An 11935-nucleotide genomic window follows, 5' to 3' on the forward strand; every position below is an offset into this window, starting at 1 on the left:
GGGGTTCGCCCGTACAATCCCCATCGGGGGTAGGCGATGGCGACACGTTCCAGGGGCACCACCGCGTTACTCGCCGTCGCGGCGGGAGGGGCATGGCTGGTGGCCGTCAACGCCCTGGGGGCCAGCCCGGGCGCCATCTGGCGGCACGGTCCGATCTTCGTGCTCGGCGCGCTGGTCGGCGTCTCCTTTCTCGCGGCCGGGATCGTGGCCTGGCGGGAGCATCCGCGTAACCAGGTCGGCCCGCTCATGGCCGTGCTCGGGGTCGCCTGGATTCCCCAGCAGGTGCTGTTCTTCCCCGGACGGGAGCTGTGGGCGCTGTCGCTGTGCGGCATGTGGGCGGGGATAGCCTGCCACCTGTTCCTCTCCTTCCCCACCGGCAGGCTGGCCCTGGTGTCGTACAAGGTCGTGGTCGGCCTGGCGTACTGTGCGGCCTTCGTGCTGCCCACGGCCATGGCCCTCAAGCAATTCTCGCTGCCCCAGCCGCTCCGCCACTTCGCCGACGCGCTCGACGCCTCGGCCTGGCAGGTGACCGTCCTTCTCGCCGGCGTGGTGCTCGCTTTCACGGTCAAGCGCTGGCGTCAGGCCAGCGTGGCGCAGCGCCGGGCGGTGGCGCCGGTCACCGGCGCCTCGATGGTCGCCACGGTCGCGTTCGTCGCGGACCGCATGGCCAACCTCTTCGGTCCGAACCCGCTGCGGGTTCCCCTCGGGTTCATCATGCTGACGGCCTTCATGGCGATTCCGCTGGCGTACCTGGTCGGGCTCATGCGAAGCCGGATGGACCACGGGCGCGTGGCCGACCTCGTCGTACGCCTGAGCAGGCGCGAACGCCCGGACACGCTGCGCGACGAGCTGGCCGCCACCCTGCGGGACCCGGGGCTGACCGTGGGCTACTGGACCGCCGAGCAGGACAGGTACGTGGACGCCGACGGCCGGCCGGTCGACCTGGACCCGGGGCCGAGCAGGGTCGTCACCCGCGTCGACCAGGGTGAGGCGCCGCTCGCCGTACTCGTGCACGACGCCGCCCTCCTGGAGCAGCCCCTGCTAGTCGAGGCCGCGTGCGCCGCGGCGGCGCTCGCCCTGGAGAACGCGCGGCTCACCGCGGACCTGCGGGCCCGGCTGCGGCAGCTCGCGGCCTCGCGGCGGCGGATGTTGCAGTGGGGCGAGGCCGAGCGCCGCAGGATCGAACGCGACCTGCACGACGGCGTGCAGCAGCGGCTGCTGTCGGTGGCGATGACGCTCGGGCTGGCCGAGGCCGGCACCGACCCCGGGCGGGTCGCGCCGCTGATCGGCGAGGCCAAGACGGCGGTGCTGGCCGCGCTGGACGACCTGCGCGCGGTCAGCCACGGCATCCACCCGCCGGTGCTGACCGAGCGCGGCCTGTCGGGCGCGGTCAAGGAGCTGGCCGTGGTCGCCCCCATGCCCGTCGCCTGCGACCTGGCGCTGGACGCGCCGCTGCCGCAGGCCGTGGAGAGCGCGGCCTACTACATCGTCAACGAGGCCCTGGCCAACGTGACCAAGCACGCCGCCGCGTCGAAGGCGTGGGTGCGGCTCGTCCACAACGGCCGCCGCCTGCTGGTCGAGGTGGGCGACGACGGCTCGGGCGGGGCCGATCCCGCGCTCGGCTCCGGGCTCGCCGGGCTCGCCGACCGCGCCGAGGCCAACGGCGGCAAACTCACGATCGACAGCCCACCGGGGAAGGGAACCGTGCTGAAGGTGATCCTGCCGTGCGCGTAGCGATCTGCGAGGACTCCACGCTGTTCCGCGAGGGCCTGGCCCGGCTGCTGACCGAGTCCGGGTTCACGGTGGCGGCGAGCGTCGAGCACGCCGACGAGCTGCTCGCTCACGTGGGCGAGGACCCGCCCGACGTGGCCGTGCTCGACATCCGGCTGCCGCCCACGCACACCGACGAGGGGCTGCGCGCCGCGGTCACGCTGCGGGAGCGGCATCCGGAGGTGGGGGTGCTGGTGCTGTCCCAGTACGTACGGGTGAGCTACGCGGTCGAGCTGCTCGGCGGCCGTACGGAGGGCGTGGGCTACCTGCTGAAGGACCGGGTGTCGGACCTGGCCGAGTTCGCCGCGGCCATCCGCCGGGTGGGGTCGGGCGGGTCCGCGCTGGACCCGGTCGTCGTCGAGCAGCTCGTCGGCCGCCACCGGCAGCCCGGTGACCCGCTGGTCCGCCTCACCGAGCGCGAGCGCGCCGTGCTGCGGCTGATGGCCGAGGGGCGGACGAACATGGCGATCGCCGAGCGGCTGGTCATCGCCGAGCGCACCGTGGAGAAGCACTGCACCAGCATCTTCGCCAAGCTCGGCCTGGAGGCGAGCGCGCACGACCACCGCCGGGTCCTCGCGGTGCTGCGGTACCTCAACGCCTGAGGGGTGCGGCTAGCCGTACCTCTGGTTGAGTGCCAGCCGGGTTCCCCTTCCGGCGGCCATCGCGAAGGATCGGATCAACTGGAAGGAGCGTGCTGATGGCGACGGTGGATGCTGGGGTGCGGCGGCTGATCGCGGACTCGGGGGAGGCGCGCACATGGGTGAGCCCGAAGACTGACCTGGTCATGGCGTTGCTCGGCGTCTGGTTCGGCGTCGGGCTGATGATCGACGCCTGGGCGCACAGCAACCTGGCACAGCTGGAGACGTTCTTCACGCCGTGGCACGCGGCGTTCTACTCGGGGTTCGCGGCGGTGTCGGCGTGGATCATCTGGCAGGTCTACCGCAACGTGCGCGTCGGCCGGAGCGGGCCGGCCGCGGTGCCGAACGGGTACCTCGCGGGCCTGCTGGCCATCCCCGCGTTCGCCGCGTTCGGGTTCGCCGACCTGATGTGGCACACGTTGCTGGGCATCGAGCAGAACATCGACATCCTGTTCAGCCCGTCCCACCTGGGGCTGATCGTGACGATGATGCTCATCATCACCACCCCGCTGCGCTCGGCCTGGAACGCCCCGGACGTGGGGGAGCGGCCCCGGCTGTCGCGGCTGATGCCCGCGCTGATCGGGCTCGGCTTCGGCGTCACGCTGGTGTCGCTGTTCGTGTCGTACGGCAACGCCATGCAGTGGAGCGCGAACGGCATCGTCAGGGCCTTCTCCACCGCGGGCGACGAAGCCAATCCGGGCCATCTGGCCGCATCGATGATCATCACGAACGTGGTGGTGCTCGCGCCCGTGCTGTTCCTCCTGCGGCGGTGGCGCCTGCCGTTCGGGAGCGTGACCGTGCTGTCCGTGGTGGGCATCCTGATGCCGGGCGCGCAGACGGCCTTCCGGAACCTGCCGATCCTGCTGACGTTCGTCGTGGCGGGGCTGGTGAGCGACCTGCTGATCCAGTGGCTGCGTCCCTCGCGGGAGCGCAGGGCCGCGTACTGGGCCTTCGCCGGGCTGTCGGCGTTCGCCACCTGGTCCCTCTACATCGCGGTCGCCTCCCTGATGGCCGGGCAGCTGCCCACCGTGCCCGAGCTCTGGACCGGCGCCCCGGTCGTGGCAGGTCTCGTGGGATTCGCCCTCGGCGCCCTGTTCCTCCCGAACGCGGCGCCCGCGGAGGCAGTCGAATCCGGCGCCCGGCAGGCATGATCCGGCTGGTGTGCCTGGTCGGCCTGCTGGTGCTGATGCTGGCGTCGCCCGCGGCGGCGCACGACGTCAAGGCGGGGGCGGACCTGCGGATCGCGCAGACGATCGCGGGCGCGGAGCTGACCCTTGTGGTCAAGGCCACGACCCGGGTGCCGGGGCCGCTGCGCGTCGAGGTGATCGGGTTCCCGTCCGCCCCGGCGCTGGACCTGCGGCTCCGGTCGGTGGCCGACGGGCGGGTCGTGAACGGCACGGTGGCGCAGGGCCGCCCCGCCCAGCTGCGGGTCGAGGAGACCGGTCCGCACGAGCTGACCGTCAGCGCCGGGGGCGAGAACGCGGTGATCCCGTTCCGGGTCCTGGTGGACCGCGGCTCCGGGTGGGAGTTCCTGATCTACGGCGGCCTGTTCGTGGCCGGCCTGCTGCTGGTGGGCGGCCTGCTCACCGGCGCGTACAACCGGCGCGGCCGGTCGGCGTTCGTGGTGACCGGGGTCGCCGCCGCGGGGGTCGCGGTGGCCGCACTGATCGTGATCCTCGATCCCTGGCTGCCCGCCGGGTCGCCGGACGGCGCCGAGCCGCGCCCCACGGGCTCGGCACTCGGCCGGCCGTACGTGCAGCGCGTGGTCACCACCGTCCCCGCCGGTCCGCTCGCGGGCGAGGAGTTCGTGGCGCGGGTGGACCTGTTCGACGGGTCCACCGGGCGTCCCGTCGACGACCTCACCATCCACCACGAGGCCATGGCCCACCTGGTGGTCACCAGCGAGGACGGCCGCTACTTCCGCCACGTCCACCCGCTGCGCACCGCGCCCGGCCGCCTGGAGGTGCGGCTGCGCGCCGACCGGCCAGGGCGCTATCTCACCTATGTCGAGCTCGAACGCACCGACTCCGGCGGCCAGCTCCTCACCGGCGCGTTCACGGTCACCGGATCGGCGCCGGCGGATCCGGCGACCTCGGCGAAGTCGGTGGCCCCGGCCGACCCGGGGGCCCCGGACGGCGCGGCCGGGGTGGTCACGGTGACGCCCGCCGTGCCGCAGGCGGGGCGGGCGGCCACCGTCGAGGTGCCCACGAGCGGCACCTTGCGGCCCTGGCTCGGGATGGCGGGCCACCTCATCGTGCGCGGCGCGGACGGCCAGTTCCTCGGCCACGTCCACGAGATGGGAACGCCCGGCAACCGGTTGCGCTTCACGTTCAGCTTCCCCGTGCCGGGCCGCTACTTCGCGTGGGCGCAGTACGCCACGGACCGCGGCATCACCACCGTGCCCTTCACCGTGGAGGTCCCCCGATGAGGCAGATCAAGGGACGGCTGCTGGTGCTCGCCGGGCTCGTGGCGGTCGTGGTGGCCGCGTTCATCGTCGCCCGCACCTCGGGCGTGGACCCGGTGAGCGTGTCAGGAGCCCGCTACGCCGTCACCGTCACAGCCGACCGGAAGGCGGTCGACGTACGGGTGGACAGGGGCGAGGCCGACACGGTCACCGTCGCCGCCGTGATGACCACCATGGGGCACACGATGCCCGAGGTCAGCGCCGGGAAGGCCGGCCCAGGCCACTTCGTCGCCGAGGGCGACCTGTTCACCATGACCGGCGCATGGGAACTGTCCGTCCGCCTCACCGGCCGCGCCGGCGAGGAGACCCTCACCCTCAACACGCTCATCACCGACTAGGGGGCGTTCACCCGCAGACGCCGGGCAGCCCGCACACCTTGACGGCCATCTTCCTGGCGGCCTTGGTGGCCAGCAGCATGGAGAGCGTCACTGATCATGTGGCGTTGGACGCCGATGGGGATGGCTTTGTTCGCATATCCCCGGGTGTCACCAGGGGTCGACGTCGACGCCGGTGGTGACGATCAGCAGGGTCGTGTAGGCGACCCACGGCCGGTCGTGCGAGCTGATGCCGCCGTAGGACGGCATCTGCAGCTCGGGCAGCAGGGTCAGCACCGCGCTCAGGTGGCGGCATTTGGCGGCTTTGACGGCGAGTTCGACGGTCGGGACCTGGCGGCGGCCCGGAGGCGTACGGAGCAATTCGGCCCGCGCCTGGGCGAGGGCCTCGACGTCCGCGCCGCTGGGCTCGGCCGGATGGCCGTGGGCGGCGTTGCGCTCGGCGATGGGCACAGCGTCCTCCACCCAGCAGCGGTAACGCTCACCCCAGTCCACGAGCGTTCGAGGCAGGCCGTGCCTGACGAGGAGCCGCTGCGCGCCCCAGTCCCGGAACCAGCCGGCACCGGACCGGAGCAGCTCCTCGGCCAGGTCCACCTTGCCCGTGCGCAGCAGGTAGCCCAGGAACGGGACGCCGACGTTGTCGCCGGCCGCGCCGGTCCCCTCGGCGAGCAGCGCCCGCGCCTCGTCCGCACGGCCGCATTCCATCAGCGCCCGGACGACCGGGAGACTGTGATCCCAGCCGCCGCCGTTCTCGCGGATCTTCTCCCGTGCCCGGCCGAACCAGGCTTCGGCGCGTCCACCGTCACCCAGCAGCGCGCAGGCGGCGGCCACGGATCCCGCCGTCGGGGCGGATCCGTCCCACATGCGCTCGTACGCCTCGTCGTACCGGCTGAAGACGGAACGCGCGTCGTCCGCCAGCCCCGAGGACGCGAGGAGCATCGCCACCTCGGCGGCGACGTACGGCTGGTGACGTCGCAGACACGTCCCGATCAGCTCCAGCGCCCCGGCGGTCTCCCTGCGCAGCGCCCTGACCACGGCCGCGCCCTGGAGCGCCCCGTCGGCCCAGAAGTTGGAGTGGTCGACCCCGTACGCCACGACCGCCTCCCGGAAGGCGCGGAAAAGGTCTTCCACGGTGCCGGTGTCGGGCGGCGGCCATTCCCGGGGAACCGGGTCCGGCACCGTCCGGTCCCGGAAGGGCTCAAGGTAGGCGTACAGCGGCTCGGGCACGCGTTCGGCCGCGGCGGGCGCGTCGGGTACGACCTCCAGCCCGCCCCAGTGCACCGGCCAGGCGAAGCGCCGGTCGACCGCCCACGCGAGGGTCGCGGCCAGGTCGTCCTCCCGCCCCGGAGGGGCGATCACGACTCCGGGCAGCAGGGCGACAGCCCAGGTCTCGTCGTCCAGCGCGAACGTGGGGTTGGGCTCGGGATACATGTCCGCCCCGAAATCCTCGTCCTCCAGCACGAGGGGACGCGGCCCGGGCGGCTGCCGCAGTAACGTGAAGTCGCCGATCACCTCGCCGGAGTCCGCACGCAGGAACCGCAGCACCGCCGCGCCCAGCACCACGAGCACGTCGTCGGCGCCCCAGTGCACGCCGGTGGCCTCGGCGGGCGCGTCGAAGGAGCGCAGCCGTTCGCCGCCGTCGTCACCGAGCGACCAGATCTCCACGCGGCCCTCGACGGTCAGGCACGCGGCCCGGTCTCCGTCCGGCGCCCAGGCCCAGGGCCGTACGTCCAGCTCGTAGTTCGGCGAGCACGGTACGAGGTTGAGGTCATGGCGGTGCTGTCCGGTCGGGTCCACGATTGTGACGCGGGAGTCGCATTCCACGATCGCCAGGCGAGTGCCCCACGACATGAACGTCACCTTGGCGTACCCGGGCCCCTCCGACACCCGCCGGCCGGTCAGCGCGTCCGCGATCACCAGGTCGCCGTCGCGGTGGAAGGCGAGGAGGCTCTCGTCCCGGCTCCATTCGGCGGACGGCCACCTGTGGTTCCGGTCGCCCTCGGTCATCCACGCGACGCGCCCCGACTCGGCGTCGATCGAGCACACGCGCCCGTCATGCAGGTGCCCGTAGAGCCGCCGGCCATCCCGCGACCAGACCACCCTGTCGAGAACAAACTGCCCCTCATCCTGTGCAGACAACACCTTGATCCGGGAATCCCCCGACCAGACCTCCCCGCCGTCCAGCGGGACGACGGCGCCGTGAGCCCCCATGTCTGCCTCTTGCAGCACATAGGCACGCACGCCGTCGGGCGCGAACGCGTACGGATCCGGCCGCCCCGAGTAGGTGAGACGAGCGGTCCCGACGGGGTCGTTGTTCTCGCCGAACGGATCCCAGACGCCCACGTTGTTCGACCTGTAGGCCACGGCGAGCCGCGACTCGTCCGCCGACCACTGGATGACCTCGCCGTAGCCCGGCCACCCGATCCCGCCCTCGATCCAGTCGATGACGTTGACGCACCGCCCGGTGGTCACCTCCCAGATCTGCAGGGTGGCGCCACGCTCGTAGTCGTCCCCGCCGAAGTCACCGACCGCCAGATACCGACCGGACGGGCTGAGCGCCTGCGCGGTGATCTCCACCTGGTGGACGTCCGGATGCCGCAGCAGCGCGCCGTACTCCCGGATCCGCTCGGTCGCGTACCGGTGCGCGTCGACGACGCCGTGACGCCGCTCCAGCCCGACGAGCGCGGCCCGCAGCGGCACGAGGTCACGTTCCGGGACGAACGTACTCCAGTCCGCCGCCCGCAGCTCCGCCTCGCACTCTTCCGGTCCGGTCTCGGGCGAATCGGTGATTTTCATGACCAGTGATCGTACGAGGAGTCATGGACGCCCGGACACCACTTCACGATCACGAGCCGATCGGCGCCGGAGCTCTCATCCGATCTCGCGGTGGAAGTGCTCGACGAGTTCCTGGACTCGGAGCCCGGCGGCGAAATCCGCCAATGTGGTGTCCTCACCCCGTACGGCGCGGGCGAACTCGCTGAGCCGGGTGTGCTCGCTGCCATGCGGCCCGTCCACGTCGACCGGGGTCCACCCCTGGTCGTCGCCGGCCCACAGACGTGCCCAATCGGTGATCCGGTACGAGCGGTCGGTCCCGAGCAGGGTCCATTCGTACGTCTCCGGACCCGCGGCGACCTGGCCGGAGAGCGTGACGGGCACGTCGCCCGCCAGGAACAGGCCGTACGCCGCGTCCTCCGCCGTCGCGCCGTACGTGACGTGGGTGTGCACCGGTTCGAGCGGCCCCAGCAACCGGTCGGTCAGGAAGAGATAGTGCGAGGCGACCTCGCGGAGGAACCCGCCCTGCGCCCGCCCCGCCACCCATCGGGCGCTCTCCTGGAAGGCCCTCGGCCACTGCGGAAAGGTGAACCGCATCTCGACCCCGCGTATCGTGCCGAGCTCGCCCGTCCGGATCGCGTTGCCCACGGCCACTGCGGCGCCGCGGTCGGACATGACGAAGTTCAGGGCGTTCGCTGCTCCCGTCGCCGCGGCTACTCGTACCATCTCGCGGCCCTCGGCCACGTCCACGGAGAGTGGCTTCTCCGCGAAGACCGCCAGCCCCGCTTCCATGGCGCGGATCGCGTAGCGCGCGTGGGTGGTCGGTGGTGAGGCGATGTAGACGGCATCGAGCGCGTGGCGGCCGAGCAGCTCGTCCGCGTCATCGAGATAGGCCGGCCCCGGGTGGACGGCCCGAGCCGACGCGACCGCCCGCGGGCCGGGATCCGCGGCCGCCACCACCTCGAACCGCGGGTGCCGCTGAGCGACGTCGAGCATTTCGGCACCCATCACGCCCAGGCCGATGATGCCGAGGCGGATCCTGCTTGCGTCTTCCATGCACAGATCTTCGAGTACCTCGATATTTCAGCACAAGCGATGATTTCTTAATAATCATGAAGCAAGACTGTATGATTCGCGCGTGCTCGACGTTCACCGCCTGGCCGTGTTGCGCGCCGTCGTGGAGACCGGCTCGATCCAGGCCGCCGCCACCAACCTCGGCTACACCCCGTCCGCGATCAGCCAGCACATCGCCGCGCTGCAGCGCGAAACGGGCACGCTGCTCATGCAGCGACACGGCCGCGGCCTGCGCCCCACCGAGGCGGGGCGGCTGCTGGCCGACCACGCCGGGCAGATCCAGACCCAGATCGCCCGCGCGGAGACCGCCCTCGCCGACCTGCACGCGGGCAAGACCCGCCGGCTGACCGTCCGCTACTTCGCCACCGCCGGCGCGGTCCTCATTCCGCCCGTCATCGCGACGTTCAGCCGCCTTTTCCCGGAGATCAGGCTGGAGCTACGGCTGGGCAAGGGGCTGACCGGCGAAGCCGCCGACGCCGAGATCATGGTCCTGAACGACACCGTTCACATCCCGGCCGGGCTGCGGCCCGTCCACCTGCTCGATGACCCCTACCTGGCGATCCTGCCGCCAGGCCACCCCCTCGCCGGGCAGGACGAGGTCGAGCTCGGCAGGCTGCGGGGCGAACCGTGGGTCGACAACGAGTGGCCGAACACCCTCTGCCGGCAGACCATACTCGACGCCTGCGGGGCGGCCGGCTTCAACCCCAACTTCGTGGTGGAAGCCCACGACTACGCCACCGCGGTCGCTTTCGTCTCCGCCGGACTGGGCGTGACCATGGTGCCCCGGCTCGCCCTCGGCACCCTGCCCGCCACGTCGTTCGCCTGCCTGCCGGTCACCCGGCCCGTTCCCGCCCGTTCCATCTTCGTCGTCGTCAGGGAGACGATCGAAGATCATCCCGCCCTTTCGGCGTTCCTCGGCCTGCTCCGCGAAACCGCCACCTCACATGCCGGCCAGGCCGATTGACCGGCCGGTCCTGGACCACGGGCAAGCTTGGGCCGTTTTTATCGGCTCATATCATGACATTCATGGCAAATGACCAGCGTCGTGCGGAGCTACGCGACTTCCTGCGATCGCGACGCGCCCGGCTGGCTCCGGCAGACGTGGGAATGCCGGAGGCCGGCCGGCGCCGCACTCCGGGCCTGCGCCGCGAGGAGGTCGCGGTGCTGGCGGGGGTTGGAGTGTCCTGGTACACCTGGCTTGAGCAGGGCCGCGACATCACCGTCTCCGGCGAGGTGCTCGACGCGATCAGCGGAGCGCTGCGGCTGGACGAGACCGAACGGCGGCACCTGTACCTGCTGGCCGGCCTGAACCCCCCGCCGAGCACCGCGGCGGCGGCCGAATCGGTGACGGAGGAGCTGCGACGGGTGATCGACGCCTGGTCGCCCCGCCCGGCCTACATCATGGACCGGCACTGGAACTTCGTGGCCGTCAACGACGCCGCCCGCACGGTCTTCGGGTACGGCCCGACCGACCACAACTGCCTGGTCGCCTACTTCACCAACGAACGTTTCCGCGCCATGAGCCTGGACTGGGCCCAGCACGCCGCCGACGTGGCGGGCAGGTTCCGCGCGGACGCCGCGCAGTATCCCGGCGACCCGGAGTTCGAACGCATCGCCGGTGAGCTCGTCGCGGCCAGTCCCGAGTTCACCGGCATCTGGGCCCGGCACGATGTCACCGCCGGCAACTCCGCGGTCAAGTCGATCCGCCACCCTGACGTGGGCGACCTCAGCTTCGAAGCCCTGAAGATGCCGCTGAACGACCACCCCGGTCTGCACCTCGTGCTGCACAATCCGCGGCCCGGCACCGAAACCGAGGCCAGGCTCGCCAAACTGGTGGTGTCAGACCCACGATAACAGGAGTCTGGGTATCGCCCCTGGCAGGCGGCACGATCGTGGGCATGAGAGCTATCACGATCCCCGAGTTCGGCGGTGCGGACGTCCTCAGGGCCGCCGAGGTGAAGAGTCCCGAGCCCGGCCCAGGCCAGGTCGCCATCGACGTCGCGTACGCGGGCGCCAACTTCGCCGAGATCCTCTACCGGCAGGGCCTTGCGCCGGTGCCGCTCCCCTTCGTCCCCGGCATCGAGGTCTCCGGCCACGTCCGCGCCCTCGGCCCCGGGGTGACGGGCCTGCGCGTCGGCCAGCCCGTGGCGGCACTGACCATCGTCGACAGCGGCGGCTATGCCGAGGTGGTCACCACCTCCGCGGAACTGGTCGCCCCGCTCGACGGTTCGGGCCTCGGCCTGGACGTCGCCGCGGCGATCCCGTCCAACAGCACCACCGCCTTCCTCGTACTGGACCGGGTGGCCCGCATCGCGCCGGGCGAAAGCGTCCTGGCGCACGCCGCGGCCGGCGGAGTGGGCAGCCAACTGGGCCAGGCCGCCAGGCTGCTCGGCGCCGGCCGGGTGGTCGGCGCGGTCGGCCGCACCAGCAAGATCGAGGTCGCCAAGAGCTTCGGTTACCAGGAGGTGGTGCTCCGCGATCAGCATCCCTCCGGCTTCGACATCGTGGTGGACATGGTGGGCGGTACGGCGCGCCGTACCTCGCTCGACGCCCTCAACCCGATGGGCCGCCTGATCGTCATGGGCAACGCGAGCGGCGCCGACGACGTCGGCATCCCGGCCAACGAGCTGTGGCTCTCCAACAAGACCGTGTCGGGGTTCAACCTGGCCGCCTTCTCCGCCGCCTACCCCGAGGAGACCGGGCGGGCGCTGCGCCGGGCCGTCGCCGCCGTGGCGGCAGGCGACCTGCGGCTGAGCGTGGAGGAGTTGCCGCTGGCGGAGGCGGCGGAGGCGCACCGGCGCATCGAGTCCGGCACGACCACGGGCAAGCTCGTCCTCAGGGTCGCCTGATCCATACCTGCCATGGCGTCGGCCGCGTACAGCACC

The 11935-nt window shown here is 71.9% G+C and carries 10 protein-coding genes; 8 read left to right on the plus strand and 2 right to left on the minus strand.

Going from position 1 to position 11935, the window contains the following annotated elements; translation table 11 throughout:
- Positions 1–36: 36 nt before the first annotated feature.
- From ABZS69_RS26705 to ABZS69_RS26725, 5 genes are all read left to right on the plus strand, one after another.
- Positions 37–1734 (plus strand): sensor histidine kinase, encoded by a 1698-nt coding sequence (locus ABZS69_RS26705; RefSeq protein ID WP_355377271.1) that lies wholly within the window; start codon positions 37–39, stop codon positions 1732–1734.
- Positions 1725–2372: a response regulator transcription factor gene (locus ABZS69_RS26710; RefSeq protein WP_355377273.1), complete on the plus strand. Its 648-nt coding sequence runs from the start codon at positions 1725–1727 to the stop codon at positions 2370–2372. Before ABZS69_RS26705 ends, ABZS69_RS26710 begins: the two co-directional genes overlap by 10 nt.
- Positions 2373–2467: 95 nt before the next feature.
- A complete protein-coding gene (locus tag ABZS69_RS26715; protein ID WP_355377274.1) occupies positions 2468–3559 on the plus strand; it encodes a hypothetical protein in 1092 nt (363 codons plus the stop codon).
- Positions 3556–4836 carry a hypothetical protein gene (locus ABZS69_RS26720; RefSeq protein WP_355377276.1) on the plus strand — a complete coding sequence of 427 codons (1281 nt, stop codon included), beginning with the start codon at positions 3556–3558 and terminating at the stop codon, positions 4834–4836. Before ABZS69_RS26715 ends, ABZS69_RS26720 begins: the two co-directional genes overlap by 4 nt.
- Positions 4833–5210: a hypothetical protein gene (locus ABZS69_RS26725; protein WP_355377277.1), complete on the plus strand. Its 378-nt coding sequence runs from the start codon at positions 4833–4835 to the stop codon at positions 5208–5210. The genes ABZS69_RS26720 and ABZS69_RS26725 overlap by 4 nt, the downstream gene beginning before the upstream one ends.
- 147 nt (positions 5211–5357) lie before the next feature.
- Here ABZS69_RS26725 and ABZS69_RS26730 read toward each other — a convergent pair whose 3' ends face one another.
- Together ABZS69_RS26730 and ABZS69_RS26735 are read right to left on the minus strand one after the other, a co-directional pair.
- Positions 5358–8000 carry a WD40 repeat domain-containing protein gene (locus ABZS69_RS26730; protein WP_355377279.1) on the minus strand — a complete coding sequence of 881 codons (2643 nt, stop codon included), beginning with the start codon at positions 7998–8000 and terminating at the stop codon, positions 5358–5360.
- 75 nt (positions 8001–8075) lie between these two features.
- Positions 8076–9032, minus strand: coding sequence for a Gfo/Idh/MocA family oxidoreductase (locus ABZS69_RS26735; RefSeq protein ID WP_355377281.1), 957 nt, complete (start codon positions 9030–9032; stop codon positions 8076–8078).
- Between the two features lie 82 nt (positions 9033–9114).
- Between ABZS69_RS26735 and ABZS69_RS26740 the strand changes: the two genes are divergently transcribed.
- The 3 genes from ABZS69_RS26740 to ABZS69_RS26750 all read left to right on the plus strand — a co-directional run bounded on the left by ABZS69_RS26740 (position 9115) and on the right by ABZS69_RS26750 (position 11899).
- The gene (locus ABZS69_RS26740; RefSeq protein ID WP_355377283.1) at positions 9115–10014 is read left to right on the plus strand and encodes a LysR family transcriptional regulator; all 900 of its coding nucleotides are present in this window, start codon (positions 9115–9117) and stop codon (positions 10012–10014) included.
- Positions 10015–10076: 62 nt separating this feature from the next.
- Positions 10077–10904, plus strand: a complete 828-nt coding sequence (locus ABZS69_RS26745) for a helix-turn-helix transcriptional regulator (protein WP_355377285.1) — start codon at positions 10077–10079, stop codon at positions 10902–10904.
- A gap of 44 nt (positions 10905–10948) precedes the next feature.
- Positions 10949–11899 carry a zinc-binding dehydrogenase gene (locus ABZS69_RS26750; RefSeq protein ID WP_355377287.1) on the plus strand — a complete coding sequence of 317 codons (951 nt, stop codon included), beginning with the start codon at positions 10949–10951 and terminating at the stop codon, positions 11897–11899.
- Positions 11900–11935: the final 36 nt, after the last annotated feature.

Origin of the sequence: Nonomuraea sp. NPDC005650, from assembly GCF_040605375.1 — a bacterium.
Lineage (GTDB): Bacteria > Actinomycetota > Actinomycetes > Streptosporangiales > Streptosporangiaceae > Nonomuraea.